Annotated in this window: 21 protein-coding genes and 1 tRNA gene; 14 read left to right on the top strand and 8 right to left on the bottom strand. The window is 73.0% G+C overall.

Features of this window, described 5'->3' with window-relative positions; genetic code table 11:
- On the top strand, window positions 1-596 hold a 596-nt coding region (locus tag AC2TEW_RS35895; RefSeq protein WP_484627448.1), incomplete at its 5' end, for an ABC transporter ATP-binding protein.
- Complete coding sequence (locus AC2TEW_RS35890) at window positions 583-1,476, top strand: ABC transporter permease (RefSeq protein WP_484627447.1); 894 nt, start codon at window positions 583-585, stop codon at window positions 1,474-1,476. The genes AC2TEW_RS35895 and AC2TEW_RS35890, both read left to right, overlap by 14 nt.
- Window positions 1,477-1,571: 95 nt before the next feature.
- Here the strand turns inward: AC2TEW_RS35890 and AC2TEW_RS35885 are convergent.
- A tRNA-Leu gene (locus AC2TEW_RS35885) sits at window positions 1,572-1,656 on the bottom strand.
- A 249-nt stretch (window positions 1,657-1,905) separates the two neighbouring features.
- Here AC2TEW_RS35885 and AC2TEW_RS35880 point away from each other — a divergent pair.
- The 3 genes from AC2TEW_RS35880 (at window position 1,906) to AC2TEW_RS35870 (ending at window position 5,014) form a co-directional block, all read left to right on the top strand.
- Complete coding sequence (locus AC2TEW_RS35880; RefSeq protein ID WP_484627446.1) at window positions 1,906-3,243, top strand: M20/M25/M40 family metallo-hydrolase; 1,338 nt, start codon at window positions 1,906-1,908, stop codon at window positions 3,241-3,243.
- A 313-nt stretch (window positions 3,244-3,556) separates the two neighbouring features.
- Window positions 3,557-3,799 (top strand): chaplin, encoded by a 243-nt coding sequence (locus AC2TEW_RS35875; protein WP_484627445.1) that lies wholly within the window; start codon window positions 3,557-3,559, stop codon window positions 3,797-3,799.
- Window positions 3,800-4,165: 366 nt separating this feature from the next.
- The gene (locus tag AC2TEW_RS35870) at window positions 4,166-5,014 is read left to right on the top strand and encodes a chaplin (RefSeq protein ID WP_484627444.1); all 849 of its coding nucleotides are present in this window, start codon (window positions 4,166-4,168) and stop codon (window positions 5,012-5,014) included.
- Between the two features lie 206 nt (window positions 5,015-5,220).
- Here AC2TEW_RS35870 and AC2TEW_RS35865 read toward each other — a convergent pair whose 3' ends face one another.
- Window positions 5,221-5,418 (bottom strand): DUF5703 family protein, encoded by a 198-nt coding sequence (locus tag AC2TEW_RS35865; RefSeq protein ID WP_033817856.1) that lies wholly within the window; start codon window positions 5,416-5,418, stop codon window positions 5,221-5,223.
- Between the two features lie 389 nt (window positions 5,419-5,807).
- Here AC2TEW_RS35865 and AC2TEW_RS35860 point away from each other — a divergent pair, with 389 nt between their 5' ends.
- Window positions 5,808-6,425 carry a hypothetical protein gene (locus tag AC2TEW_RS35860; RefSeq protein WP_484627443.1) on the top strand — a complete coding sequence of 206 codons (618 nt, stop codon included), beginning with the start codon at window positions 5,808-5,810 and terminating at the stop codon, window positions 6,423-6,425.
- A 162-nt stretch (window positions 6,426-6,587) separates the two neighbouring features.
- Here the strand turns inward: AC2TEW_RS35860 and AC2TEW_RS35855 are convergent, their stop codons facing one another.
- The 3 genes from AC2TEW_RS35855 to AC2TEW_RS35845 all read right to left on the bottom strand — a co-directional run bounded on the left by AC2TEW_RS35855 (window position 6,588) and on the right by AC2TEW_RS35845 (window position 10,648).
- Window positions 6,588-7,469 (bottom strand): MBL fold metallo-hydrolase, encoded by an 882-nt coding sequence (locus AC2TEW_RS35855; RefSeq protein ID WP_484627442.1) that lies wholly within the window; start codon window positions 7,467-7,469, stop codon window positions 6,588-6,590.
- Between the two features lie 132 nt (window positions 7,470-7,601).
- Complete coding sequence (locus AC2TEW_RS35850) at window positions 7,602-9,644, bottom strand: helix-hairpin-helix domain-containing protein (protein WP_484627441.1); 2,043 nt, start codon at window positions 9,642-9,644, stop codon at window positions 7,602-7,604.
- A 23-nt stretch (window positions 9,645-9,667) separates the two neighbouring features.
- Window positions 9,668-10,648: an aldo/keto reductase gene (locus tag AC2TEW_RS35845; protein WP_484627440.1), complete on the bottom strand. Its 981-nt coding sequence runs from the start codon at window positions 10,646-10,648 to the stop codon at window positions 9,668-9,670.
- 273 nt (window positions 10,649-10,921) lie between these two features.
- Here AC2TEW_RS35845 and AC2TEW_RS35840 point away from each other — a divergent pair, with 273 nt between their 5' ends.
- On the top strand, window positions 10,922-11,968 hold the full coding sequence (locus AC2TEW_RS35840; protein WP_033817564.1) for an LLM class F420-dependent oxidoreductase: 1,047 nt from the start codon (window positions 10,922-10,924) through the stop codon (window positions 11,966-11,968).
- A gap of 99 nt (window positions 11,969-12,067) precedes the next feature.
- On the opposite strand, the gene corA is transcribed toward AC2TEW_RS35840, so the two are convergent.
- Window positions 12,068-13,045 carry a magnesium/cobalt transporter CorA gene (gene corA / locus AC2TEW_RS35835; protein ID WP_484627439.1) on the bottom strand — a complete coding sequence of 326 codons (978 nt, stop codon included), beginning with the start codon at window positions 13,043-13,045 and terminating at the stop codon, window positions 12,068-12,070.
- 107 nt (window positions 13,046-13,152) lie between these two features.
- Between corA and AC2TEW_RS35830 the strand changes: the two genes are divergently transcribed.
- From AC2TEW_RS35830 to mshC, 4 genes are all read left to right on the top strand, one after another.
- Window positions 13,153-13,866, top strand: coding sequence for a histidine phosphatase family protein (locus tag AC2TEW_RS35830; protein WP_484627438.1), 714 nt, complete (start codon window positions 13,153-13,155; stop codon window positions 13,864-13,866).
- Window positions 13,867-13,959: 93 nt separating this feature from the next.
- Window positions 13,960-14,520 (top strand): DUF3090 domain-containing protein, encoded by a 561-nt coding sequence (locus AC2TEW_RS35825; RefSeq protein ID WP_484627437.1) that lies wholly within the window; start codon window positions 13,960-13,962, stop codon window positions 14,518-14,520.
- 116 nt (window positions 14,521-14,636) lie between these two features.
- A complete protein-coding gene (locus AC2TEW_RS35820; protein ID WP_484627449.1) occupies window positions 14,637-15,434 on the top strand; it encodes an SCO1664 family protein in 798 nt (265 codons plus the stop codon).
- 112 nt (window positions 15,435-15,546) lie between these two features.
- On the top strand, window positions 15,547-16,776 hold the full coding sequence (gene mshC, locus AC2TEW_RS35815) for a cysteine--1-D-myo-inosityl 2-amino-2-deoxy-alpha-D-glucopyranoside ligase (RefSeq protein WP_484627436.1): 1,230 nt from the start codon (window positions 15,547-15,549) through the stop codon (window positions 16,774-16,776).
- A gap of 90 nt (window positions 16,777-16,866) precedes the next feature.
- Here the strand turns inward: mshC and AC2TEW_RS35810 are convergent, their stop codons facing one another.
- The gene (locus AC2TEW_RS35810; protein ID WP_484627435.1) at window positions 16,867-17,982 is read right to left on the bottom strand and encodes a PAC2 family protein; all 1,116 of its coding nucleotides are present in this window, start codon (window positions 17,980-17,982) and stop codon (window positions 16,867-16,869) included.
- 284 nt (window positions 17,983-18,266) lie between these two features.
- Window positions 18,267-19,124 (bottom strand): SGNH/GDSL hydrolase family protein, encoded by an 858-nt coding sequence (locus AC2TEW_RS35805; protein WP_484627434.1) that lies wholly within the window; start codon window positions 19,122-19,124, stop codon window positions 18,267-18,269.
- An 87-nt stretch (window positions 19,125-19,211) separates the two neighbouring features.
- Between AC2TEW_RS35805 and AC2TEW_RS35800 the strand changes: the two genes are divergently transcribed.
- The 3 genes from AC2TEW_RS35800 to AC2TEW_RS35790 all read left to right on the top strand — a co-directional run bounded on the left by AC2TEW_RS35800 (window position 19,212) and on the right by AC2TEW_RS35790 (window position 26,843).
- Window positions 19,212-20,225 carry a LacI family DNA-binding transcriptional regulator gene (locus AC2TEW_RS35800; RefSeq protein ID WP_484627433.1) on the top strand — a complete coding sequence of 338 codons (1,014 nt, stop codon included), beginning with the start codon at window positions 19,212-19,214 and terminating at the stop codon, window positions 20,223-20,225.
- Window positions 20,226-20,667: 442 nt separating this feature from the next.
- Window positions 20,668-24,963: a galactose-binding domain-containing protein gene (locus tag AC2TEW_RS35795; RefSeq protein WP_484623719.1), complete on the top strand. Its 4,296-nt coding sequence runs from the start codon at window positions 20,668-20,670 to the stop codon at window positions 24,961-24,963.
- Window positions 24,964-25,442: 479 nt separating this feature from the next.
- Window positions 25,443-26,843, top strand: coding sequence for an extracellular solute-binding protein (locus tag AC2TEW_RS35790; protein WP_484623720.1), 1,401 nt, complete (start codon window positions 25,443-25,445; stop codon window positions 26,841-26,843).
- Window positions 26,844-26,856 lie beyond the last annotated feature (13 nt).

The following is a 26,856-nucleotide window of genomic DNA, read 5'->3' as shown; positions in this document are numbered from 1 at the left end:
ACCTGGTCGCCGGGCTCGACCGGCCGACCTCCGGCACCATCGAGGTGCCCGGCGGACGGCCCGCACTGATGTTCCAGGACCACGCACTGTTCCCCTGGCTCACCGCCGGCAAGAACATCGAACTCGCCCTGCGCCTGGCAGGCGTCCCCCGCGACCGACGCCGCCCCGAAGCCGAACGCCTCCTGGAACTGGTCCGCCTCGGCGGCTCCCACCGCAAACGGATCCACGAACTCTCCGGCGGCATGCGCCAGCGCGTCGCACTCGCCCGCTCCCTCGCCCAGGGCGGCAACGTCCTCCTGATGGACGAACCCTTCGCCGCACTCGACGCCATCACCCGCGACGTACTCCACGACGAGATCACCCGCATCTGGGCCGAACGCCGACTGACCGTCCTGTTCGTCACCCACAACGTCCGCGAGGCCGTCCGCCTCGCCCAACGCGTCGTCCTCCTCTCCTCCCGCCCCGGCCGGATCGCCCGCGAATGGCACATCGACCTGCCACAGCCACGCCGCATCGAATCCACCGGCGTCGCCGATCTGTCCATCGAGATCACCGAAGAACTGCGTGGGGAGATCCGCCGCCATGTCCAGCACTGACACCACCCTCACCAAGGAACCCACCGACTCCGCCACCGTCGAAGCCGGCCTCGACGCCCTCGAAACCGTCCAGATCCAACGCACCCCCCTCACCCAGGCGCTGCGCCAGAAAGTGCTGCCGCCGGTCCTCGGCATCCTGCTGGTCCTCGGCGTCTGGCAACTCGCCGTCACCCTGGAACTCACCACCACCGACAAACTCCCCAGCCCCGGCGAGGTCTGGCAGTCACTGACCAAGCTCTGGTACGCGGGCACACTCTTCTCGATCATCTGGACCAGCCTGTGGCGCGGCCTGTCCGGCTTCCTCGCCGCCGTCGCCATCGGCACCCCGATCGGCCTGCTGGTCGCCCGGGTCAAGCCGATCCGCGCCGCACTCGGCCCGGTGCTCTCCGGCCTGCAGTCACTGCCCTCGGTCGCCTGGGTCCCCGCCGCCGTCATCTGGCTCGGCATCAACAACTCCGCGATGTACGCCGTCATCCTGCTCGGCGCCGTCCCCTCCATCGCCAACGGCCTGATCTCCGGCATCGACCAGGTCCCGCCGATCTACCTGCGGGCCGGCCGCACCCTCGGTGCCACCGGCCTCGCCGGCGCCCGCCACGTCCTGCTGCCCGCCGCCCTCCCCGGCTACCTCGCCGGCCTCAAACAGGGCTGGGCGTTCTCCTGGCGCTCCCTGATGGCCGCCGAACTCATCGCCGCCTCCCCCGACCTCGGCGTCGGCCTCGGCCGCTACCTCGAGAACCAACGCGAATTCTCCGACATGTCGGGCGTCCTCCTCGGCATCATCCTGATCCTGGTCGTCGGCGTCGCCATCGACCTACTGATCTTCTCCCCGATCGAACGCCGCGTGCTGCGCAGCCGCGGCCTGCTCGTCACCACCCGCTGAGGCTCCCGCGCCGCCGTACAACCACGCGCAACGCAAAATGCGGGTCAGGATTGCTCCTGACCCGCATTGGCTCGCCGACATCGACAAGCAGTCTGTGTCCGAGGGGGGACTTGAACCCCCACGCCCGATAAAGGGCACTAGCACCTCAAGCTAGCGCGTCTGCCATTCCGCCACCCGGACCGGGTGTTTCGTCCTCGCTGCTCTCCGCCGCGCTGACTCCGTAACTGTAGCAAAGATCCGCTTGCGGACCCAAAACCGTTCCCGCCCGGGCCGCCGCCCGCCCGGCGCCGGGAAATTCGCTCTTGGGTGCGGGCGGCCGGCGGGGGAGGATGGCCGCAGGGTGCCCGTGGTGCCCGGCCGGGCCGGGGGTCGTGAGCAGGAGTGCCACGGGTACGGGTTGCGTAGACGCCGCAGAGACGAGGAGTGACCGTGAGCGAGTCGAGGGCGGACCAGGCGGATGCCGCGCGGGTGACGGCGGAGTCGGAGGTCGCCGAGATCTGCCGTGACCTGATCCGGATCGACACCAGCAACTACGGGGACGGTTCGGGCCCCGGCGAGCGCAAGGCGGCCGAGTACGTCGCGGAGCAGCTGGCCGAGTTCGGGCTGGAGCCGACGATCATCGAGTCGGCCAAGGGACGGGCGTCCACCGTGGTGCGGATCGAGGGCGAGGACCGCTCCCGTCCCGGCCTGCTGATCCACGGGCACCTCGACGTGGTCCCGGCCAACGCCGCGGACTGGACGTACGACCCGTTCGCCGGGGAGATCGCCGACGGCTGCGTGTGGGGCCGCGGTGCGGTCGACATGAAGGACATGGACGCGATGACCCTGGCGGTGGTCCGCGACCGGCTGCGCACCGGCCGCAAGCCCCCGCGCGACCTGGTGCTGGCCTTCGTCGCGGACGAGGAGGCGGGCGGCACCTACGGCGCCCGCCACCTGGTCGACAAGCACCCGGGCCTGTTCGAGGGCGTGACCGAGGGCATCGGCGAGGTCGGCGGCTTCTCCTTCACGGTCAACGACGACGTCCGGCTGTACCTGGTGGAGACCGCCGAGAAGGGCATGCACTGGATGCGGCTCACGGTCGAGGGCCGGGCCGGGCACGGGTCGATGGAGAACGACGACAACGCCATCACCGAGCTGTGCGAGGCGGTCGCCCGGCTCGGCCGGCACAAGTTCCCGCTGCGGATCACCAAGACCGTCCGGGCCTTCCTGGACGAGCTCTCGGACGCGCTCGGGGTGCAGCTCGACCCGGAGAACATGGACGAGACCCTCCGGGTGCTCGGCGGCATCGCCAAGATGATCGGCACCACGCTGCGCAACACCGCCCAGCCGACCATGCTCGGCGCCGGCTACAAGGTGAACGTCATCCCCGGCCAGGCCACCGCGCACGTGGACGGCCGCTTCCTGCCCGGCTACGAGGAGGAGTTCCTGGCCGAGCTGGACAGCGTGCTCGGCCCCCGGGTGAAGCGCGAGAGCCTGCACACCGACAAGGCGATCGAGACCAGCTTCGACGGCGCCCTGGTGGACGCCATGCAGCTGGCCCTGCGGGCTGAGGACCCGATCGCCCGCGCGGTGCCGTACTGCCTGTCGGGCGGCACCGACGCCAAGTCCTTCCAGGACCTCGGCATCCGCTGCTTCGGCTTCGCGCCGCTGCAGCTGCCGCCGGACCTGGACTTCGCCGGGATGTTCCACGGTGTGGACGAGCGGGTGCCGGTGGACGGCCTGAAGTTCGGGGTGCGGGTGCTGGACCGCTTCCTCGACGCCTGCTGACAGGCCCCCCTGAGAGTCCCGCCGGAGCGCCCGCCGGGACTCCTGCCTGGCGGCCCGCCGCCCGGCCCCGGCTGCTCGACGACGGCCCGCCCCGGTGCTCCGGGGCGGGCCGTGCGCATTGTCGGAGCTGATGATTTGGGACAGTCCGACACGCGGATGAAGAAACGATACTGCTTGGAATTCTCCGTCGATCACATATGCGAACTGTCACCGCTGAGAGTGAATGGGTGATCGGCTCCGTACCCCGTTCGCCACGCCCTCGTTCACCCATATGCAGTCACGAGAACGGCTGCGGAATCGACCAGGAGGAACCATGAAGGTCAAGAAGATCGCCGCTGTCACCGCCGCCGCCGGTGGCCTGGTGCTCGCCGGCGCGGGCATGGCGTCCGCCCACGGCGGCGCCACCGCGCACGGTGCGGCGGTCGGCTCCCCGGGCGTGCTGTCGGGCAACCAGGTCCAGGTCCCGGTGCACGTGCCGGTCAACGTCTGCGGCAACACCATCAGCGTGATCGGGCTGCTGAACCCGGCGTTCGGCAACAACTGCCAGAACTTCTGAGCCGGTCCCGGCCTGCGGGCCGGTCGACCGCGCCACCGATGACGGTCAGCTGATGACGGTCCGTCGACCGATGCGCCCCTGAGCCGAGGATCCGCGGCTCAGGGGCGCAGCCGTGTGCGCCGGCGGTGTCCGGATGACCGTGTCCGCGCAGCCGTGTCCGCCCGGTGGCAGCCGTCGGCGGGCCGCCCGACCGGGTGAGTTCCGGGGGAGGGTGACGCCGTCAATGCGACGGGCTGTTAAGGACTTCACTCGATCGGAGGAAATGCGTCCGTCCGGCTCAACCTTCTCGGTCCGCCGTCGTTGTCCGGAGTACCGGCGGATTGATTCGTCGGGAATTCCGACAAGTACAGAAGTCAGGGGAGTCAATTGCGACAGGTCGCTAAGAAGGGCCTCCTCACTGCCGTCGCCACCGGCAGTGTGCTGGCCTCGACGGCGGGCTACGCCTATGCCGCCGGCAGCGAGGCCCAGGGCGTGGCGGCGAACTCGCCGGGCGTCGGCTCGGGGAACGCGGTGCAGGTCCCGGTCGACGTCCCGGTCAACGCCTGCGGCAACACCGTCGACGTCGTCGGCCTGCTCAACCCGGCCTTCGGCAACAAGTGCGGCAACGCCGCGCAGAACCGCAGCACCCCCCCGGCGGCCCACGCGGGCGGCGCGGCGGCGAGCGGCGCCACCCACGGCTCGCCGGGGGTCGCCTCGGGCAACGGCGTACAGGCCCCGATCGACATCCCGGTGGACGCCTGCGGCAACTCGGTCAACGTGGTCGGCGTCGGCAACCCCGCCTTCGGCAACGACTGCGCCAACCACAGCCACCCGGTGCCGGCCCACCCCGCCCCGCCCAGCACGCCCCCGGCCGGTGAGGACTGCCCGCCGGACCACCCGGGCGGCCACAACCCGCCGCCCACCCAGACGCCCCCCACCCAGACGCCCCCCACCCAGACCCCGCCGAGCCAGCCGCCCGGTACCGGCACCCCGGGCACCGGCACGGACCGCAGCGGTGGCGGCTCGGGCGACTCCAACGGCCCCGGTACGCAGACCGGCTCCGGCGGCACGGCCGTCACCCCGGTGTCGGACACCTCCGCGCACGCCGCCCCGGCCAGCTCGGGCGGTCAGCTCGCCTCCACCGGCGCCGACGGCGTGGGGCTGCTGGCGGGCACCGGCGCCCTGATGCTGCTCGGCGGCGGCGTGCTCTACCGCCGGGCCCGGGCCGCGGCCTGACCGCGCCCGCAGGGGCCTGACGGACCTCGTCACCTGCCCGCAGCCGTCCCCTCGCGGCTGCGGGCAGCGGGCCTTGTGGCACCGCGCCTCTGCGGCACCGGGCGCTGCGGGCATCAGGTCCTTCCGGCGCCGGGCGTGCGGGCACCGGGCACCGGGGAGCGCCGTGCTGGCGCGGCCGCCGGGCCACCCCGGGACCGGCCGCCGGGCTACCAGCTGCTGCGCACCTGCCGGATGATTCGGCGCCGGAGCAGGACGGTCCGGCTGCCGTCCGGGAACAGCCGCAGGCGGTCCAGCTCCCAGTGCCCGTACTCGGCGTGCTCGGTGAGCAGCTGGCGGGCCGCGTTGCGGGTGGTCCCGCGCGGCAGCCGCAGGGACTGGTACTCGTACTCCGGCTGCCGGGTCAGCTTGGGTGGCGTCAAGTCTCTCCTCCTGCGTTTTCGGCTGTCGGCAAGCCTAGAGCCTGCCGCGGACAACCTGCCCGGCCCGGGCGGTACGGCCCCCGGGCGGAGCCGTGCTCCCTTCCATGCACCCTCCGCCGGGCCGTCCGGCCGTCCGGTGTCCCGGTCGTCCGCCGAGCCTGCCGCCGGTCGGGGCTGATCGTCCATCAGTTTTCGACTGTGGACGAGATACCCCGAGGCGGGCCGCCGACCCCCGGAATCACCCGTTCCGCCCGAGGTACGCTCCGGAACAGAACGGAGCGGATCGGACATCGGGGGGTAACTTGCCCGGAATTAACGGCTGTAGGTGACAACCGCTGTGCGTGTCGCCGCCGGGTGGGGATAGCGTCTGCACCATGTCTGATGCCGCGCAGCTCACCGTCAACGAGGTACGCGCCGCCGCCGAGGCGGTCAAGGCCGCAATCGATCGCCACCTGGAAGCAGTTTCGAGCGCCACCGAAGCCGGCGAACCCGCTGTGGTCACTGCCTACGAGGAGCTCGCCGCGGCGGCCATCGCCTACGATCAACTTCTCTACGAGGCCTACGACGAGGTCACCCCCTTCGAGGTCCCCGGCGACGAGGCCGGTGGTGCCTACCACGGCCCCGACCAGCCCGAGGCGATCAGCGTGCTGATCCGCCGCGACTACCTGGTCGCCGACCCGTCCCGGCTGCGGTCCCAGGCCGAGCGGGTGGACAGCAGCCTCACCCCGGGCGGCGGGTCCGGGGACGCCGTGACAGCTGCCATCGGGGTGCTGTTCGGCGAGTACGAGCCGGACGAGATTGCCGCCAGGGCGGAGGAGTTCGGCCTCGAGGAGGGCGACTCCACGCTCTGGGTGTCGGCCGCCGAGCCGGCCGAGCCCGGCGAGTGGCTGCCCGAGCCCTTCGACGGCCTCGACCCGCAGCTGCTGATCTGCCGCTTCGACGTCAGCGAGGTCTACGACGACGAGCTGGACGGCTTCGAAGCGGAGCTCTGAGCGCGGCGGCGGCGCGAGCCGCACGGTGAGGGGCGGGGACGCCGGCGGTCGCGTCCCCGCCCCTCACCGCTGCTCCCACCCCTCACCGCTGCGCCCGCCACCGTTGCTCCGGGCCCTCACCGCCGCTCCGGCCGCTCGCGGACGGCCGGGCGCCGGCCCGGTTCAGCGGCAGATGACGAAGTCCGGGTAGGGGTGCCGGCCCTCCCGGTCGCCGATCTCGTCGATCGCCCGGCGGATGTCCAGGAGACGGCCGACGGGCAGCTCCAGCGGCGGCTCGTCCGGCTGGTAGGTGGTCCTGATCGGGTAGTCCACGCCCGGCTCGGTGGTCATCTCGATGTGGCAGCCGAGCAGGTGGGTGACGGGACGGTCGGCCGCGAACGCGATCAGCCGGTCGATGGAGCGGCCGAAGGCGGCCCAGTCCGCCACGTACAGCCGCCCCGGGTACACGGTGTCGCCGGTGAACAGCAGACCGGTCGGCGGGTCGTAGTAGGTGACGGCGGCCTCGTGGTGGCCCGGGGTGGCCAGGCACTCCAGCACCCGGCCGCCGAGGTCGACCAGGGCCACCCGGTCGGGGTCCTCGGTGAAGCCGAAGAACTCCCGCACGCTCTCCGCAGCGGCCGGTACCACCACGGTGTCCGGCCGCCCGGCGAACTGCGGGTCGCCCGCGACGTGGTCGCCGTGCCCGTGCGAGTGCAGCACCAGCAGCCCGTAGCCGTCGCGGGGGTGCGCGGCCAGCCACTGCGCGACCAGCTCGTCGACGACCCGCCGCAGCGGGAAGAACTCGGCGGACGCGGTCGCGCCGGTGTCGATCAGTACGGCCCGTTCGTTGCCGAGGAGCAGGAACAGGAACGGCCCCTCGTAGTCGACCGCCATGTTCTGGCGGAGGATGAAGGTGTGCTCGTCGTAGGCGTGCACCTGGATGTCGGGGTCGGTGTTGTGCTTCGCCGACGGCGAGCCGTGGATCCAGGCGACGCCGAGCGGGCGGGCCTGCGGTGGCGCCACCGTGAAGTCGATCGGCCGGGCCTCGGCCGTGCTGCGGTCCATCCTGCCCCCTGGGTCTGGTCGTGGCCGGGTGCCCCCCGACCAGGAGGCAGTGTATTTCGGCCACAGTGTGCGGGGCCTGCCGGTGGGCCGCGACGCCCGGCGGCCGGCGGTGACCCGCCGGCCGCCGGTGCGCTACGCCTGCTCGGCGTGCTCGGCCAGGATGGCGCGCAGCCGGGTGCCGCGCGGCTGGGCGGGACGCTCGGCGACGGCCTGCGCCAGTGCCTGCCCGGCCGCGTGTACCACCGACAGATGCCGCTCGGCCCGGCCGAAGGCGGTGTAGACCCACTGCCTGGTCAGACCCGCCGCCCCGTCCGGCGGCAGCACGACGACCGCCGCCGGCCAGCGCCGTCCGACGGCCTGGTGGGCGGTGAGTGCCCAGCCGTGGCGCAGCCCGGAGGTCTCGGCGGGGGAGAGCGTGACCCGCTCGCCGTCCGCCAGCTCCAGGTGCAGGCCGGCCGCGTCGCCGTCGAGCACCCGGCCGGGCCGGGCGACCCCGAAGGACGGCGAGAACACCACCCGGTCGCCCGGGTCGAAGCCGCCGAACCGGCCCGGGCCCGGGTTCAGCCGGGCCTTGGCGGCCGCGTTGAGCGCCCGGGTGCCGGCGTCGCCACCGTGCCCGGGGGTGAGCAGCACGGTCTGTTCGGCGGGGATGCCGAGCGCGCGCGGGATGGAGTCGCCGAGCAGCTGCACGGCCCGGTGGACCGCCTCGGCGCCGTCCTTGGCCCCGAGGATCACCACCTCCTTCTCGGGCGCCTCGACGGTCAGCAGCTCGCCGATCCCGATGCCGGAGACCAGCTCGCCGATCGGGCCGAAGTCCGGGGTCCGGGAGGCCACCGCCGGGCAGAGCTTGGCGGCCAGCAGATCGGCGAAGAACCGGCCGGGCCCGGCCGACCAGAGCTGGCCGGGGTCGCCGCTGAGGACGAGCCGGGTGCCGTCGGCGACCGCCTCCAGCAGGGTGGCGGCCTGCTCGACGTCCAGCAGCGGCGCGTCCAGGACCACCAGCAGGTCCAGCGCGAGCGAGCCGTCCCCGGCCCGGCCGGGACCGGCGGCGCCGGACAGCAGCTCGGACAGCACGGCCACCCGCTCGGCGGCGGGGGAGCCGGGGAGCAGCCCGGCCAGGCTGTCGCGGCCCTGCTCGGTCCAGGTGGCGGCCCAGGCCCGCAGCCCGAGGCGGTGCGCGGCGTCCAGCAGGGCGGCCGGCTCGGCCCGGGCCGCCTCACCACCGGTGTGGACCACCAGCGCGCTGTCGGCGACGGCGCGCAGCAGCGCGGTGGCGGAGGAGGTCGGGGCCGCGTCGGCCGCGGCCGCCCAGGCCGCCGGGCCGGGCGCGGCGGCGGCGGGGCGCTCCCCGTCGGCGGCCACCGGCGCCTCCGACCCTTCCTGGTCCTCCGACCCCTCCTGGTCCTCCGACGCCGCGTGGTCCTCCGGCTCCGCCGCCGGCTCCGGTGCGTCCCCGGCCGGGCCGGCCTCGTCGTCGGTGCCGGGGGTGAAGGTGGAGAGCACCCGGACCAGGCCGTCCGCCAGGCTCTCCTCGGCCAGCGCCAGGCGCTCCAGGGCCAGGACGGTCCGGGTGGGCGGCTCCTCCTCGTCGTCGGCGCCGGGGCGGCCGGGGAGCTCCTCCTGGAACGCCATCACCAGGCCGTCCACCACGACCGTCTGCAGGGCCGCGGCCGGGTCCGGCACGCCGAGCCGCTCCAGGCCGGCGGCCACCTCGCCGATCTCCTGCGCGGAGTGGCCGCGCAGGGCGGCCTGCTCCAGCAGCCAGGGCACCAGCGCCTGGGCCCGGCGCGGGTCGCCCGGTCCGGCCTGCGGGCCGAGCAGTCCGCGGGCGAAGCCGTCCGCCTGGTCGGGGCGCACCCCGGGCAGGCCGAGGACGGCCCACGGGTCCGCCTTCAGCGCCTCGGCGGCGCCCTCGCCCAGCTCGGCGACGGCGGCGGGGGCCAGCGCGGCGGGCGCGCCGCCGGAGGCGAGTACCTCGGCGGCGGCCCGCAGGGCGGCGGCGCGCTGCTCGTCGGTGGCCGGCCCGGGCGCGGCCGGGGCGCCGTCGTCCGGGCCGTCGGCGGCGCCGCCGTGCCCGACCGCCCGGATCGCCTCCGCGAGGGCGGCGACCGCGCCGGCCCGCTGCTCCTCGCCGGCGGGGGTGGGTACGGTCTCGCTGCTCGCCGCTTCGGTCATGGGTACGCTCCTCACAGCCGGCGCTACAGCTCCGTCCAGCCCTGGTCCGGGTAGCGGCGCAGTGGGGCCGATACATCGTCCAGCGCGCCGCGGATCTCACCCGGAAGCGTAAGGGCCTCCACCGACAGCGCCGCCAGCAGCTGGGTCGCGTTCCGGGCGCCGACCAGCGCGCTCGCCACGCCGGGCCGGTCCCTGACCCAGGCGAGGGCGACCGCCAGCGGGCTGCTGGCGAGCCCGTCGGCGGCGGTGGCGAGGGCGTCGACGATCCGGCGCGAGCGGTCGCCCAGGTACGGCTGGACGAAGCCGGACAGGTGGGCGGAGGCGCCGCGCGACTCGGGCGGTACGCCGTGCCGGTACTTGCCGGTGAGCACGCCGCGGCCGAGCGGGGAGCTGGCGAGCAGGCCGAGGCCGGCGTCCAGGGCCGCGGGCAGCAGTTCGCGTTCGATGCCGCGCTGGAGGAGCGAGTACTCCATCTGGGTGCCGGCGAGCGGGACCCGGCCCCGGCCGCCGTGCTGCCAGGTGGCGGCCTTGGCGAGCTGCCAGCCGCTGAAGTTGGAGACGCCCACGTACCGGGCGCGGCCGGAGGCGACCGCGAGGTCCAGGGCGTGCAGGGTCTCCTCGGTGGGGGTGGCCGGGTCGAAGGCGTGCACCTGCCACAGGTCGACGTGGTCGGTGCCGAGCCGGCGCAGCGAGGCGTCGAGGGCGGCCAGCAGGTGGCCGCGGGAGCCGTCGAAGCGGCGGTCGGTGCCGGGGACGCTGCCCGCCTTGGTGGCGATGACCAGCTCGGAGCGGGGGACCAGGCTGTCGGTGAGCCGGGAGATCAGGTACTCGGCGCCGCCGTCGGCGTACACGTCGGCGGTGTCGACCAGGGTGCCGCCGGCGTCGACGAAGACCTTGAGCTGTTCGGCCGCCTCGTGTTCGTCGGTGTCCCGGCCCCAGGTCATGGTGCCCAGACCGAGGCGGGAGACCCGCAGCCCGGTCCGTCCGAGGTGACGCTGTTCCATCCGGCCGGCCCTTTCGCCAACTGACGAACACGCAGGTGAACGCGGAGGCGGGAGGCGTCCTCCCCCCTGTCGGCTGAGCGTAGCGGTCACACCCCCGGGCAACCCCGTAAGACCCGCGCACACGCCGCGCGCGCCCCTGGGGCGGGGCGCGTTGTGGCGGTTTCGCGCCGTACTCGTCCAGGTGACGCAGCCCACAGCTACCGGCCAGTAGCATGACTGCCGACGGCGGGGTTACCCTCACGCCACGGACCGACTGGAAGGCTTGGCACCCATATGCGACTCGGGATCAACCTCGGCTACTGGGGACTCGGCATGGACGCCGACAACATCGCCGTCGCCCAGGAGGCCGACCGCCTCGGCTACTCGGTGTGCTGGGCCGCCGAGGCCTACGGCTCGGACGCCGCCACCGTGCTCAGCTTCGTCGCCGCGAAGACCGAGCGGATCGACGTCGGCTCGGCGATCTTCCAGATCCCGGCCCGCACCCCCGCGATGACCGCGATGACCGCCGCCACCCTGGACACCCTCTCCGGCGGCCGGTTCCGGCTCGGCCTCGGCGTCTCCGGCCCGCAGGTCTCCGAGGGCTGGTACGGCGTCAAGTTCGACAAGCCGCTGGCCCGCACCCGCGAGTACGTGGAGATCATCCGCAAGGCGATGTCCCGCGAGCGGCTGGTCCACGAGGGCGCCAACTGGACCCTCCCGCTGCCCGGCGGCCCCGGCAAGCCGATCAAGCTCACGGTCCACCCGGTGCGCGAGCACATCCCGCTGTACATCGCCGCGATCGGCCCGAAGAACCTCGAGCAGACCGGCGAGATCGCCGACGGCTGGCTCGGCATCTTCTTCGCCCCCGAGCACGCCGCGCTGTCGATCGACCCGCTGAAGGCCGGCCGCGCCAAGGCCGGGCAGGACCTCGACGGCTTCGACCTCTGCCCGACCGTCGCGATCTCGGTCGGCGAGGACGTCAAGGCCGCCGCCGACTCCCAGCGCTCCTACGCCGCCCTCTACATCGGCGGCATGGGCAGCAAGGACAAGAACTTCTACAACCAGCTCACCCGCCGCATGGGCTACGAGCAGGCCGCCGACGAGATCCAGGAGAAGTACCTCGCCCGGGACTACGCCGGCGCCGCCGCCGCCGTCCCGCACGACCTGATCGACTCCACCGCCCTGCTCGGCACCAAGGAGCGGATCGCGGACCGCATGCAGGCCTACGCCGACGCGGGCGTCACCACCCTCACCCTCGCCCCGGCCGGCTTCACCCTGGACGAGCGGATCACCGCGCTGCGCACCGGCGTGGAGGCGCTGGAACTGGCCAACCTGGCCTGACCCGCGGCCCACCGCGGCCGTCCCGTTCCGTTCCGTTCCGTTCAGTCCCGTCCCGTTTCCTGCCTCCGCCGGAGGGGACGGGACGGGCGGCCCGCCGCGCTACAGCCAGCCGGCCCGCTTGAAGGCGCGGTGCAGCCACAGGCACACCCCGCCCATCAGGGCCAGCACCGCCGGGTACCCCCACACCTGCCGTAGCTCCGGCATGTGGTCGAAGTTCATCCCGTAGATCCCCGCGATCAGCGTCGGCACCGCGGCCAGCGCCGCCCAGGCCGAGATCTTCCGCATGTCGTCGTTCTGCTGCACGCTCACCTGGGCCAGGTTGGCGTTCAGGATGTCGGAGAGCAGCCGGTCCAGGCCTTCGACCAGTTCGTTGACCCGGTTCAGGTGGTCCGCCACGTCCCGCAGGTACGGGCGCAGCTTCTCCGGGACGAACCGCATCCCCTCGCCCACCAGGCGGGCGGCCGGCTCCTGGAGCGGCAGGGTGGCCCGCCGGAACCGCATCGCCTCGCGCTTGAAGCTGTAGATCCGCTCGGCCACCCCCCGCGCCCGGCCCGGCGCGAAGACGTCCGCCTCCAGCTGGTCCAGGTCGCCCTGGAGCTCGGTGGCCAGGTCCAGGTAGCTGTCCACCACCAGGTCGAAGACCGCGTACAGCACCGCGGCCGGGCCCTGCCTCAGCAGCTCGGGCTGCTTCTCCAGCTCCGCCCGCACCCCCTTCAGCGGGCTGTCCGCGCCGTGCCGGATCGTCATCACGTACGAGTCGCCGAGGAACACCATCACCTCGCCGACGCTCAGCGAGTGGTCCTCGGGGTGGTAGCCGGCCGTCTTGAGGACCATGAACAGCGAGTCCTCGTACTCCTCCAGCTTCGGCCGCTGGTGGGCCGCCACGGCGTCCTCCACCGCCAGCGGGTGGAGCCCGAACTCGGCGCTGACCAGGTCGAACTCCTCGCTGGTCGGGTCGGCCAGCCCGATCCACAGGAAGCTGTCCCCGGCCGCCCGGGCGGCGTCCAGAGCGTCCGAGAGGTCGTCAGGCCCCTCGGTGCGGTGGCCGTCCCGGTAGACGGCGCTGTCGACGATCATTCGTCCATTGTCCCGCCCGGACGCGCGAACAGCCGTCACCTCCACCGAAAGCGCACGAGCCGACCACCCGGCGCACCCGGCCGCCCGCACGCCGTACGCTAGGCCGCATGCCCACCCTGCTGCTCGTCCGCCACGGCCGCTCCACCGCCAACACGGCCGGCGTCCTGGCCGGCTGGACCCCCGGCGTCGACCTCGACGACACCGGACGGGCCCAGGCCGCCGAGCTGCCCGCCAGACTCGACGGGATCCCGCTCGCCGCAGTCGTCTCCAGCCCGTTGGAGCGCTGCCGGCAGACCCTGGAACCGCTGCTCGCCGCCCGCCCGGAACTCGGCGCCCCCGCCCTGGACGAGCGCCTCGGCGAGTGCCACTACGGCGACTGGACCGGCCGCCCGCTCGCCGAGCTGGCCAAGGAACCGCTCTGGCGCACCGTCCAGGACCACGCCTCGGGCGCGGCCTTCCCCGGCGGCGAGTCGCTGCGCGCCCTCAGCCACCGCACCGTGGACGCCGTCCGCGAGTGGAACGACCGGATCGCCGCCGAGCACGGCCCCGACGCGGTCTGGGCGGCCTGCTCGCACGGCGACGTGATCAAGGCTGTCGTCGCCGACGCGCTCGGCCTGCACCTCGACCACTTCCAGCGGATCTCCGTCGAGCCCTGCTCGGTCACCGCGATCCGCTACACCGCGCACCGCCCGTACCTGCTGCGCCTCGGCGACACCGGCGGTCTCGCCTCGCTCGCCCCGAGGACCGACGGCCCGGTGGCGGCCGGGGACGCGGTGGTCGGCGGCGACACCGGCGCCCCCGCGCCCGCTGCCGCGCCGTGACCCCGGGCCCGCGGCCTGCCGCACCCCGCCCGCCGCGTACGCCGTAGGCTGGCCAGAGACAGCCCCTGCCCGATCCCGATCCGGAGCGAGAGAGTGCCCCGTCAGGTCTACTTCTACGACCAGCCCGAGCGGTTCGTGGCCGGTACGGTCGGCCAGCCCGGCTCCCGCGCGTTCTACCTCCAGGCCAGCTCACGCGGGCGGATGACCAGCGTGCTGCTGGAGAAGACTCAGGTCGCCGCGTTGGCCGAACGGGTCGACGAGGTCCTGGACGAGGCCCTGCGGCGCAGCTCCGGCTCCACCGCGATCCCCGCCGTGGCCCCCTCCGAGCTGATCGACACCGCCCCGCTCGACCTCCCGCTGGAGCAGGAGTTCCGGGTCGGCACCATGGCCCTGGCCTGGGACAGCGTCGACGAGTGCCTGGTGGTCGAGGCACAGGCGGTGACCGAGGAGGACGAGGACGACGAGGCCGCCCTGGAGGACGAGGAGAACGGCCCGGACATGCTCCGGGTCCGGCTCAGCGGGGCGATGGCCCGGGTCTTCGCCAAGCGCGCCCTCGACCTGGTCGCCGCCGGCCGCAAGCCCTGCCCGTTCTGCAACCTCCCGCTGGACCCGGAGGGACACCTGTGCCCCCGCGCGAACGGCTACCGGCGCTGAACCCGCAGCCGGACGGCCCGGCCGCCCCGGCCCCCGGGGACCAGGACACCCGGCCCCCGGAGGCCGGGGAGCAGGGCGCCGACGTCCCGGGCACCGACCCGGCGACCAGCGCCGCCCTGGCGGCCGACACCGCCGTCGCCTTGGAGCTGCTGCGCTCGGGCACGCTGACCGTGCACGGCCGGGTCACCGACGCCTCCAACGCGGTGCTGTACTGCACCGTCGCACTGGACGGCCTGACCGCCCCCTGCGTCTACAAGCCGGTCACCGGCGAGCGCCCGCTGTGGGACTTCCCCGACGGCACCCTGGCCGGCCGCGAGGTGGCCGCGCACGAGCTCGCCGCCGCCACCGGCTGGCCGCTGATACCGCCCACCGTGCTGCGCGAGGGCCCGTACGGCGCCGGGATGGTCCAGCTCTGGATCGAGCCGGACCTGGCGGCCCCCGAACTGCTCGCCCTCCAGGACCCGGCCGGTGCCGAGCCCGGCTGGCTGCCGATCATCCGGGCCGAGGTGGGGGAGGGCCGCACCGCCCTGCTGGTGCACCGCGACGACCAGCGGCTGCGCCGGCTGGCCGTCCTGGACGCGGTCCTCAACAACGCCGACCGCAAGGGCGGCCACTGGCTGCCCGCCGCCGACGGCCGGATCTACGGCATCGACCACGGCGTGACCTTCGCGGTCCCCGGCAAACTGCGCACCCTGCTCTGGGGCTGGGCCGAACAGCCCCTCCAGGACGAGGCCCGGGAGGTGCTCGACCGGCTGGCCGCCGACCTCGACGCCGGGCTCGCCGACCGGCTGCGCCCGCACCTGACCGAGGCCGAGCTGGACGCCACCCGGCAGCGGGTCGCCGTGCTGCGCCGCAGCGGGCGCCATCCGCTGCCGTCGGCGGACTGGCCGTCGATCCCCTGGCCGCCGGTCTGACCGGTTCGGGCGCATACGACCCGATACCGAACAGGTTCGGTCGGAAAGCGATTCAAGCCGATCCTCGTGACTGGTTAGCCTTTCAAATGATCGCAAGGTTAGAGTCGGATCCATGCATTCCTGGCCCGCCTCCGAGGTTCCCGCCCTGCCCGGTCAGGGGCTCCCCCTGCGCATCCACGACACCGCCACGAGCAGTGTCCGAGAGGTCGTGCCCCAGGGCCCGACCGCCCGCCTGTACGTCTGCGGCATCACCCCGTACGACGCCACCCACCTGGGGCACGCTGCCACCTACAACACCTTCGACCTGGTGCAGCGGGTCTGGAAGGACGCCGGCCACGACGTCCTCTACGTGCAGAACGTCACCGACGTGGACGACCCGCTGCTGGAGCGGGCCGTCGCCACCGGCCAGGACTGGACGGCGCTCGCCGAGCGCGAGACCGCCCTGTTCCGCGAGGACATGACCGCGCTGCGGATCCTGCCGCCCGCGCACTACATCGGCGCCGTCGAGTCGATCCCGTGGATCGTCCCGCTGGTCAAGAAGCTGCTGGCGAGCGGCGCCGCGTACGAACTGGACGGCGACATCTACTTCTCGGTCGAGTCCGAGCCGCGCTTCGGCACGGTCTCCGGACTCACCCGCGAGCAGATGCTGCCGGTCTTCGGCGAGCGCGGCGGCGACCCCGAGCGCCCCGGCAAGAAGCACCCGCTGGACGCCCTGCTCTGGCTGGCCGCCCGCCCGGGCGAGCCCGCCTGGGACACCGAGCTCGGCCACGGCCGCCCCGGCTGGCACATCGAGTGCGTGGCCATCGCGCTGGAGTTCCTCGGGATGTCCTTCGACATCCAGGGCGGCGGCACCGACCTGTCCTTCCCGCACCACGAGATGGGCGCCGCGCACGCCCAGGTCGCGACCGCCGAGCACCCGTACGCGCAGGCCTACGTGCACTCCGGCATGGTCGCGCTGGACGGGCACAAGATGTCCAAGTCCCGCGGCAACCTGGTCTTCGTCTCGGTGCTGCGCCGCGAGGGCGTCGACCCGGCGGCGATCCGGCTGGCCCTGCTGGCGCACCACTACCGCAGCGACTGGGAGTGGACCAAGGACGACCTGGAGCGCGCCGTCGAGCGTCTCGCCCGCTGGCGGGCCGCCGTCTCCCGGCCTGACGGCCCGTCCGCCGAGGGCATGCTCGCCGAGGTCCGCGCCGCCCTGGCCGAGGACCTGGACGCACCGGCCGCGCTGGCCGCCGTCGACCGCTGGGCCGCCCGCCAGGAGGAGACCGGCGGCGAGGACATCAGCGCCCCCGGTCTGGTCTCGCGGACCGTGGACGCGCTGCTGGGCGTCGCGCTGTAACGGCCGTAAGGGCCGTAGCGGCCGTCAGCTGCCGAAGGGGCGTCAGGACCACGCGGTCCTGACGCCCCTTCGGCATTGTCCCGGCGGGGCTCAGACGCCCGGCCGTCCGCCGTCCTCGTCGCCGTCCGGCCCGGACCCGGGTGCGGACCCGTCCCGGTCGGAGGCCGCGTCACCGATCTCCGTCCCCGCGTCGGCGCCGGTGCCGGCCGGGCCCGGATCCGTCCGGTCGTCCGTGGAGCCGTCCCCGGCCTGGTCCCCGGCGGGATCGCCGGCCGGGCCCTCGGCGGGCCGGGTGCCCGGTTCGTGGTCGGCCGGCCGTTCGGCGGTGGCGTGACCCGCGACCGGCTTCTCGCCGGTCGGGCCCAGGTTGTCGCGGCGCCGCAGATAGCGCTCGAACTCGCGGGCGATGGCGTCGCCGGACGCCTCCGGCAGCTCCGCGGTGTCCTGCGCCTCCTCCAACTGCTGCACGTACTCGGCGACCTCGCTGTCCTCGGCCGCCAGCTGGTCCACCCCGAGCTGCCAGGCCCGGGCGTCCTCGGCCAGCTCGCCCGGCGGGATCCGCAGGTCGAGCAGGTCCTCCAGCTTGTTGATCAGGGCCAGGGTGGCCTTCGGGTTCGGCGGCTGCGCGACGTAGTGCGGCACGGCGGCCCACAGCGTGACGGCCGGCACCCCGGCGTGCGCGCAGGCCTCCTGCAGCACCCCGACGATCCCGGTCGGTCCCTCGTAGCGGCTCTCCTCCAGGTCCAGCGAGCGCGCCAGTGCCGCGTCCGAGGTCACCCCGCTGACCGGGACGGGACGGCTGTGCGGGGTGTCGCCGAGCAGCGCGCCCAGGATCACCACCAGCTCGACGCCGAGCTCGTGGGCGAAGCCGAGCAGCTCGTTGCAGTACGAGCGCCAGCGCATGCTGGGCTCGATGCCGCGGACCAGGACCAGGTCGCGCGGCTTGGGCTCGGTCACCCGGACCACCGAGAGCCGGGTGGTCGGCCAGGTGATCCGGCGGACCCCGCCGTCCAGCCAGACGGTCGGACGGTTGACCTGGAAGTCGTAGTAGTCCTCCGCGTCGAGCGCGGCGAACACCTTCCCGCCCCAGGTCTCGTCCAGGTGGCCGACGGCCGCCGAGGCCGCGTCACCCGCGTCGTTCCAGCCCTCGAAGGCGCAGACCATCACCGGGTCGATCAACTCGGGAACGTCCTCCAGCTCGATCACCCAGCGTCTCCCTCCATCGGTCAGCCGCCGCCCCCGTCCGGTGCGCACCGGCTGGCCGGCCGCCGACTGTCCAACCCTCGCGTGGAACGCCCCGTTCCACGGTCCCTACCTGCCCAGCCTACGGTCTTTGATACCTGTCCCGGCCCGGAGGGAGAGAGCCTATCCGAGGGGGGTCGGGGCGGGGTGGAATTAGCGCCCGGGCCGGGCGCGGGCCCGGCCGGCGGGCGCCCGGCGCCGGAACTGACCGGGCGTCGGGCCCGTCCGCCGGGAGCCGGTCCGGCACGCTACCCCGCCGCGGCCGCCGTCACCGCGGGCAGGTAGCCCTGGGACTGGCCGGTCGCGGTCGGGTGGAACGACTCCCACAGGTGGGTGAGGACGAACCGGGTGATCCACTCCTGGCCGCCGCCCGCGCAGACCCCGTGCCCGGCGAAGGCCGGCCGGACGTCGGCGAAGGCGAACCCCTGCTTCTCGGCCTGCTGCCGGATCAGCTCGTCCAACCGGTCGGTGAGCGCGTTGAAGCGGGCCCGGCGGCCGTCGGTGCCGACCACGCAGACCGTGCCGGTGTGCAGCAGGTGCGGGTAACCGGTGACCACCACCCGGGCGGCCGGTGCCGCCGCGCGGACCGCGTCGTACAGGGCCGCCAGCCGCCCGGGCAGCTCCTCGCGCAGCAGGCGGTCGCTCTCCTCGAGCGCGGGGTCGCACTGCGCGTCGGTGGCGAACGGCGGCAGGCAGGAGGCCACCGCGTCGGCGAAGGCGAGGTCGTTGCCGCCCGCGGTCAGGGTGACCAGCGCGGTGTCGGCGGGCACCGCGGGCAGCTGGTCGCGCAGCACGTCCGCGGTGGTGGCGGCGGAGCAGGCGGCGTCGGTGAAGGCGGCCGGGTGGTGCTCCCCGTTCCACAGCGCGGGGTAGGCGTGGGCGCCGCGGTGGCAGTCGCCGCTCGCGGCGTCGTACGGGCCGGCGGCGACACCGGCGGCGTAGGAGTCGCCGAGCGCGGCGTACCCGCCCACCGGTTCGGCCGCGGCCGCCGGGGGTGCGGCGAGCAGCAGGGGCAGGGCGAGGAGGACGGCGAGCAGTCTGGGGCGCACGGGCTTCTCCGGGAGGTGCACCGGCCGGCCGGGCGGCACGGCCGTTTCGCTACGCATGGTAGTGGGTCGAATGCGAAGAGTTGGCATGTCTGGAATTGCAAATCCACGCAAGCGGTTTGCGTTCTCTGACGTACACTCGCAGCCATGACACGACGACTTGCCGAGGTGGCCAAGAAGGTCGGGGTGAGCGAGGCCACCGTCAGCCGGGTGCTGAACGAGAAGCCCGGCGTCTCCGAGGCGACCAGGGCCGCGGTGCTGACCGCGCTGGACGTGCTCGGCTACGAGCGGCCCACCCAGCTGCGCGGCGAACGGGCCCGGCTGGTCGGCCTGGTGCTGCCGGAGCTGCAGAACCCGATCTTCCCCGCGTTCGCCGAGGTGGTCGGCGGTGCGCTGGCCGGGCAGGGGTTCACCCCGGTGCTGTGCACCCAGACCGCGGGCGGCGTCTCCGAGGCCGACTACGTGGACCTGCTGCTCGAACAGCAGGTCTCCGGCGTGGTCTTCTTCGGCGGCCTGTACGCCCAGGGCGACGCGCCGCACGAGCACTACGACCGGCTCGCCGAGCGGAGCCTGCCGACGGTCCTGCTGAACGCGGCCATCGACCACCTGGACTTCCCCCGGGTCTCCTGCGACGACGCGGTCGCGGTCGAGCAGGCGGTGGGCCACCTCAAGCAGTTGGGGCACCGGAAGATCGGGCTGGTGCTCGGCCCGGCCGACCACGTGCCCTCGCACCGCAAGCTCGCGGCGGCCCGCGCCGCGATGGCCAAGGCCGGCCTCGACCTGCCCGAGGAGCAGGTCGAGCGGGCCCTGTTCAGTCTGGAGGGCGGCCAGGCGGCGACCACCCGGCTGCTCCGGCGCGGGGTCACCGGGGTGGTGTGCGCCTCGGACCCGCTGGCGCTCGGCGCGGTCCGCGCGGTGCGCCGGGCCGGGCTCTCGGTGCCCGAGGACGTCTCGGTGATCGGGTACGACGACTCCTCGTTCATGATGTGCACCGATCCGCCGCTGACCACCGTCCGGCAGCCGATCGAGGCGATGGGCCGGGCGGCCGTGGAGCTGCTGGTGGGGGAGATCGCCGGGGTGAAGGTCACCCACGACGAGCTGCTGTTCGAGCCGGAGCTGGTGGTGCGTAACTCCCCAGCTCCGTCTAAAGAGGGGGCGTGATAGTGTCCCGTGGATGGGGGGCCACCCCCGGGGCGGCAGAAGCGGGCGGGCACTTCGGTGCCCGCCCGCTTCTGTCTGCCCGGATGCCGGCGGGTCGGTACGAGCCGTTGACATGCCCGTAGCCGCTCTGTAACTCTTGGCTGCAATCACGCAAAAGACGTACAGAGCTACGTCATTTTCTCGATATCTGCCGCAACTTTCCCGGAGCCACCGCCCCGGACGTGCCGGCAGCGGAGTTCCGGGCCGTCGCCCTGACAGTGGCGGCCCGGGCCGTACCGACGTCCCGCGCCCCGCGGGGGACCGCACCACCCGCACCCGCCCACCGGGTGCACCCGCGGCGGAGCCGGGAGCCGACCCGTCGCGAACCGTCATCGATCACCGACGCCGCCCCACCGACGCCGATCGCGGACATCGGTCGCGGAGTCAGAGACAGAGGGACGCAATGAGATCGAAGCGCAGACTGCCACGGCTGACCGCCGGTTCGGCCGTGCTGGGGATGCTCCTGCTGGCGGGGCCGCTGCTGCCGGCCGCGCAGGCCGCGGGCGGCCCCAACCTGGCGGCCGGCAAGACGGTGACCGCCAGCAGCGTCGGTGACGTCTACGTCGTCGGCAACGTCAACGACGGCAACCAGAACAGCTACTGGGAGAGCGCGGGCAACGCCCTGCCGCAGTGGGTCCAGGTGGACCTCGGCAGCGCCACCGCCATCGACCAGGTGGTCCTCAAGCTCCCGGCCGCCTGGGAGTCCAGGACCGAGACGCTGACCCTGCTCGGCAGCACCGACGGCACCAGCTTCGCCACCCTGACCGGCTCCGCGGTCTACTCCTTCGACCAGGGCGCCGGCAACACCGTCCGGATCAACTTCGCCTCCACCAGCGCCCGTTACGTCCGCGTCAACGTCTCCGCCAACACCGGCTGGCCGGCCGCCCAGTTCTCCGAGTTCGAGGTGTACGGCGCCGCCTCCGCGTCCGCGAACCTGCTGGCCGGCCGCCCGGTCACCACCAGCAGCGCCAACGGCGCCTACACCGGTGCCAACGCGGCCGACGGCAACCAGGGCAGCTACTGGGAGAGCGCCAACAACGCCTTCCCGCAGTGGATCCAGGGTGATCTGGGCGCCGCCGTCCCGGTCAACAAGCTGGTGCTGAAGCTGCCGGCCGGCTGGGAGAGCCGGACCGAGACGCTGAAGGTCCAGGGCAGCACCGACGGCACCAACTTCACCGACCTCGCCGCCGCCACCGGGTACGGCTTCGACCCGGCGACCGGCAACACCGCCACCGTCAGCCTGGCCACCGCCACCACCCGCTACCTGCGGCTCACCTTCACCGCCAACTCCGGCTGGCCGGCCGCCCAGCTCGCCGAGTTCGAGGCCTACGGCCCGGCCTCCGGCGACACCCAGGCCCCGACCGCCCCGACCGGCCTGGCGTACACCCAGCCCGCCCCCGGCCAGATCCGGCTGACCTGGAACGCGGCCACCGACAACACCGGCGTCACCGGCTACGACCTGTACGCCGACGACGTCCTGCTCACCAGCGTCGCGGGGACCGTACTGACGTACACCGACAGCCGCCCGGACAGCGCCACCGTGGCGTACTACGTGAAGGCCAGGGACGCCGCGGGCAACCAGTCCGCCGCCAGCAACACCGTCACCCGCACCGGCCAGGGCGGCGACACCCAGGACCCGTCCGCCCCGACCGGGCTGGCGTACACCCAGCCCGCCTCCGGGCAGATCCGGCTGACCTGGGGCGCCTCGGCCGACAACACCGGGGTGAGCGGTTACGACGTGTACGCCAACGGCGCGCTGCGCGCCTCGGTGGCGGGCACCGTGCTGACGTACACCGACAGCCAGCCCGACACCGCGACGGTCTCCTACTACGTGAAGGCCAAGGACGCGGCGGGCAACCAGTCGGCCAGCAGCAACACCGTGATCCGCACCGGCCAGAGCGGCGGCACCGGGACCAACCTGGCCGCCGGGAAGCCGATCACCGGCTCCTCCTCGGTCTTCTCCTTCGTCGCCGCCAACGCCAACGACAACGACGCCACCACGTACTGGGAGGGCGGCCCGAACAGCTACCCGGACACCCTGACGGTGGCGCTCGGCGCCAACGCCGCCACCAGCTCGGTCGTGGTCAAGCTCAACCCGGCCGCCGCCTGGTCGGCCAGGACGCAGACCATCGAGGTGCTCGGCCGGGAGCAGAGCAGCTCGGCATTCACCCAGCTGGTCGCCCCGCAGACGTACTCCTTCGACCCGGCCTCGGGGAACACCGTCACCATCCCCGTCACCGCCACCGCGGCCGACGTCCAGCTGCGGATCACCGCCAACAGCGGTGCGGCGGCCGGGCAGGTGGCCGAGTTCCAGGTGATCGGCGTCCCGGCGCCCAACCCGGACCTGGTCGTCACCGCCCTGGCCCCGACGCCCGCCAACCCCGTCGAGACCGACGCCGTGTCGCTGGCCGCCACCGTGAGGAACAACGGCACCGCGGCGGCCGGGCCGAGCACCGTCGGCCTCTACCTCGGCACCACCAAGGTCGGCACCGCCCAGGTCGGCGCGCTGGCGGCCGGCGCCTCCAGCACCGTCTCGGCCGGCATCGGCGTCCAGAACGCGGGCAGCTACCAGCTGACCGCCAAGGCGGACGAGACGGGCGTCGTGATCGAGCGGGACGAGACCAACAACGACTTCACCGCCCCGGGCCCGCTGGTGGTCAGCCCGGTCGCCAGCTCCGACCTGGTGGCCGCGCCGGTCGGCTGGACACCCGGCAACCCGGCGGCCGGCAACACCGTCAACTTCTCGGTGGCGCTGAAGAACCAGGGCACGGTGGCATCCGCCGGCGGCAGCCACGGCATCACCGTGACCGTCGCCGACGCCACCGGCGCGGTGGTGCGGACGCTGACCGGCTCGTACAGCGGGGCCATCGCCGCGGGCGCCGCCACCACCCCGGTGCCGCTAGGGAGTTGGACGGCGGCCAACGGCAAGTACACCGTCCGGACCGTGATCGCGAACGACGCGAACGAGCTGCCGGTGAAGCAGGGCAACAACACCTCCAGCCAGCCGCTGTACGTCGGGCGCGGCGCCAACATGCCGTACGACACCTACGAGGCCGAGGACGGCGTGCTGGCCGGCGGCGCGGCCGTGGTCGGCCCGAACCGGACCATCGGCGACCTGGCCGGCGAGGCCTCGGGCCGCAAGGCCGTCACGCTCAACTCCACCGGCGCCTCGGTGGAGTTCACCACCAAGGCGCCGACCAACACGCTGGTCACCCGGTTCTCCGTCCCGGACGCGCCGGGCGGCGACGGCATCGACTCCACGCTGAACGTCTACGTCGACGGCAGCTTCCTCAAGTCGATCGACCTGACCTCCCGGTACGCCTGGCTGTACGGCAGCGAGACCGCGCCGGGCAACGGCCCGAGCGCCGGCGGCCAGCGGCACATCTACGACGAGGCCAACGTGCTGCTGGGGACCACCGTCCCGGCGGGCAGCCGGATCCGGCTGCAGAAGGACGCGGCCAACACCAGCCAGTACGCGATCGACTTCATCAGCCTGGAGCAGGCCACCCAGACCGCCGACCCGGACCCCGCGAAGTACGCGGTTCCGGCGGGCTTCACCCAGAACGACGTCCAGGCCGCCCTGGACCGGGTGCGGATGGACACCACCGGCACCCTGGTGGGCGTCTACCTGCCGGCCGGCGACTACCAGACCGCGGGAAAGTTCCAGGTCTACGGCAAGGCCGTGAAGGTGATCGGGGCCGGGCCCTGGTTCACCCGCTTCCGCGCCCCCTCGGGCCAGTCCAACACCGACATCGGGTTCCGCGCCGAGGCCTCGGCGAACGGCTCGACCTTCGCCGGCTTCGCCTACTTCGGCAACTACACCTCGCGGATCGACGGGCCCGGCAAGGTCTTCGACTTCGCCAACGTCGCCAACATCACCATCGACAACATCTGGACCGAGCACATGGTCTGCATGTACTGGGGTGCCAACACCGACTCCATGAGGATCACCAACTCGCGGATCCGCGACACCTTCGCGGACGGCATCAACATGACCAACGGCTCCACCGACAACCTGGTCTCCAACAACGAGGCCCGGGCGACCGGTGACGACAGCTTCGCGCTGTTCTCCGCCATCGACGCGGGCGGCGCGGACGAGAAGAACAACGTCTTCGAGAACCTCACCTCGCTGCTGACCTGGCGGGCGGCGGGCGTGGCGGTCTACGGCGGCTACGCCAACACCTTCCGCAACGTCTACATCGCCGACACCCTCTGCTACTCGGGCGTCACCATCTCCTCGCTGGACTTCGGCTACCCGATGAACGGGTTCGGGACCGACCCGACCAACCTGCAGAACATCTCGCTGGTCCGGGCCGGCGGCCACTTCTGGGGCGCCCAGGTCTTCCCGGCGATCTGGGTCTTCTCGGCCTCCAAGGTCTTCCAGGGCATCCGGGTGAGCGACGTGGACATCGTCGACCCGACCTACAGCGGGATCATGTTCCAGACCAACTACAGCGGCGGCCAGCCGCAGAACCCGGTCACCGACACGGTGTTCACCAACGTGTCGATCACCGGCGCCAGGAGGAGCGGCGACGCCTACGACGCCAGGTCCGGCTACGGCATCTGGGCCAACGAGATGCCCGAGGCCGGCCAGGGCCCCGCGGTCGGCTCGGTCACCTTCAACCACCTCACCCTGAGCGGCAACGCCAAGGACATCCAGAACACCACCTCGACCTTCCACATCACCGTCAACCCGTAGGTCGTGTCTGACAATTCGCGTCGGATCAGCGCGCGGCGTCGGGCGCCCGGCTGGGCGTGCCGGCGAGGCGCCCTCGTACTGGGTCGTACTTGGGCGATTCGCCGGTGCGTCCAGGCGGGATGCGCGGCGTCGGGCGCCCGGCGGGAATTGTCAGACACGGCCTGACGCCGAGCTCCGGAGCAGGGCGGGCACCGGGGTGCCCGCCCTGCTCCGGCATGCCCGCGACCGGTCCGCCGGACGGCTCACGCAAGTGGACAGTCGTGTTTTTGCGAAATCTCGTCGACATCTTGTGGTCATCTGTCGAGGCTGGTTAAGTGGTCGACGCCAGCAGGCGATGCGTCACCGCAGCGGCCGAGGTATCCCCTCGCACGCGTCCTCCCGCCACCCGACGGTGCTTCTCTCGGGGGCGGCCCCCACCGGAAATCACGGGCTACTCCCGCGCCCTCGCGCTGCCCACGTGCTCGAAAGGGTCCACCCGCATGAACAGAGACCGGCTCATCCGCAGATCCGTCGCCCTCGCCGCCGCGGCCGGCCTGGCCCTCACCGCCGCGGCCTGCAGCTCCTCCGGGACAGCGGACACCTCCGCCGCCAAGGGCGGCAGCGCGGACGCCGCGGCCCCGCTCGACCCGGCCACCAAGGTGACGATCAGCATCGACTGCCAGCCGCCGGTCACCAAGGCCGCCGAGCGCAAGCAGTGGGCCGACGACGTCGCCGCGTTCAACAAGCTCTACCCGAACGTCACGGTCAACGCGAAGGACGGCTTCCCCTGCGAGGAGCCCGCCGCCTTCACCGCCCAGCTCAAGGGCAAGAGCCAGACCGACGTCTTCTACAGCTACTTCACCGACCTGAACCAGGTCCTCGACGCCGACGGCGCCGAGGACATCACCGCCTACGTCAACGAGAAGTCCGTCCCCGCGCTGGCGGACATCGACCCCTCGGTGCTGGCCACCCTCAAGTCCGACGGCAAGCTCTACGGCCTGCCGTACTCCAACTACAAGATGGGGCTGCTGTACAACCGCAAGCTCTTCACCCAGGCCGGCCTCGACCCCGACAAGCCGCCGACCAGCTGGGAGGAGATCCGCGAGGACGCCAAGAAGATCGCGGCGCTCGGGGGCGGCGTCAACGGCTACGGCGACTACAGCGCCACCAACCAGGGCGGCTGGCACTACACCGCCGAGCTGTACGGCCTCGGCGGCTCGATGACCGACCAGGACGGGAAGAAGGCCGCCTTCAACACCCCCGAGGGCAAGAAGGTCCTGCAGAACCTCTACGACATGCGCTGGACCGACAACAGCATGGGCGCCACCCAGGGCCTCAAGTGGCCCGACCTGATGACCCAGATGTCCACCGACAAGCTCGGCATGTACGTCGGCGCACCGGACGACATCACGTACATGGTGCAGACCCTCAAGGGCAACTACGCCGACTACGGCATGGGCCCGATGCCCGGCGGGAAGTCGGCGCTGCTCGGCGGCAACGACTACCTCTTCAAGAAGGGCTCGACCCCGGACCAGATCAAGGCCGGCATCGCCTGGATCAACTTCAAGTTCCTCACCATCGGCAAGGGCCAGTTCGACTACGCCCGCAACAAGACCGACGGCCTGCCGGTCGGCCTGCCCCAGCCGTTCTTCTTCACCGGCGCCAGCCTCGCCGCCGACAACAAGGCCAAGGCCGCCGACGCCACCGTGCCGGTCCAGAACTACGCGCCCTACCTGGCCGCCTCCGTCCCCGGCAAGACCGAGCCCGCCAACGCCCAGCAGATCTACAAGGTGCTGGACAACGCGGTCTCCGCCGTCCTGACCGACAAGAACGCCAACGTCGACAAGCTGCTCTCGGACGCCGAGAACCAGGTCGACCAGGTCCTGGCGAGCCTCCAGTAGCGGCCCGGGGGGG

It is taken from the genome of Kitasatospora sp. NEAU-CNBT7 (assembly GCF_057220535.1).
Note: the sequence above shows the minus strand (reverse complement) of the source record. Positions and strands in the feature narration are given on the sequence as shown.

What these genes read in the sequence shown, in the direction of transcription:
- AC2TEW_RS35805 (WP_484627434.1), bottom strand. Translation starts at nt 19,124, where the DNA reads ATGCGTAGCGAAACGGCCGTGCCGCCCGGCCGGCCGGTGCACCTCCCG.
- mshC (WP_484627436.1), top strand. Translation starts at nt 15,547, where the DNA reads ATGCATTCCTGGCCCGCCTCCGAGGTTCCCGCCCTGCCCGGTCAGGGG.
- AC2TEW_RS35875 (WP_484627445.1), top strand. Translation starts at nt 3,557, where the DNA reads ATGAAGGTCAAGAAGATCGCCGCTGTCACCGCCGCCGCCGGTGGCCTG.
- AC2TEW_RS35840 (WP_033817564.1), top strand. Translation starts at nt 10,922, where the DNA reads ATGCGACTCGGGATCAACCTCGGCTACTGGGGACTCGGCATGGACGCC.
- AC2TEW_RS35800 (WP_484627433.1), top strand. Translation starts at nt 19,212, where the DNA reads ATGACACGACGACTTGCCGAGGTGGCCAAGAAGGTCGGGGTGAGCGAG.
- AC2TEW_RS35850 (WP_484627441.1), bottom strand. Translation starts at nt 9,644, where the DNA reads ATGACCGAAGCGGCGAGCAGCGAGACCGTACCCACCCCCGCCGGCGAG.
- AC2TEW_RS35830 (WP_484627438.1), top strand. Translation starts at nt 13,153, where the DNA reads ATGCCCACCCTGCTGCTCGTCCGCCACGGCCGCTCCACCGCCAACACG.
- corA (WP_484627439.1), bottom strand. Translation starts at nt 13,045, where the DNA reads ATGATCGTCGACAGCGCCGTCTACCGGGACGGCCACCGCACCGAGGGG.
- AC2TEW_RS35855 (WP_484627442.1), bottom strand. Translation starts at nt 7,469, where the DNA reads ATGGACCGCAGCACGGCCGAGGCCCGGCCGATCGACTTCACGGTGGCG.
- AC2TEW_RS35795 (WP_484623719.1), top strand. Translation starts at nt 20,668, where the DNA reads ATGAGATCGAAGCGCAGACTGCCACGGCTGACCGCCGGTTCGGCCGTG.
- AC2TEW_RS35890 (WP_484627447.1), top strand. Translation starts at nt 583, where the DNA reads ATGTCCAGCACTGACACCACCCTCACCAAGGAACCCACCGACTCCGCC.
- AC2TEW_RS35860 (WP_484627443.1), top strand. Translation starts at nt 5,808, where the DNA reads ATGTCTGATGCCGCGCAGCTCACCGTCAACGAGGTACGCGCCGCCGCC.
- AC2TEW_RS35790 (WP_484623720.1), top strand. Translation starts at nt 25,443, where the DNA reads ATGAACAGAGACCGGCTCATCCGCAGATCCGTCGCCCTCGCCGCCGCG.
- AC2TEW_RS35845 (WP_484627440.1), bottom strand. Translation starts at nt 10,648, where the DNA reads ATGGAACAGCGTCACCTCGGACGGACCGGGCTGCGGGTCTCCCGCCTC.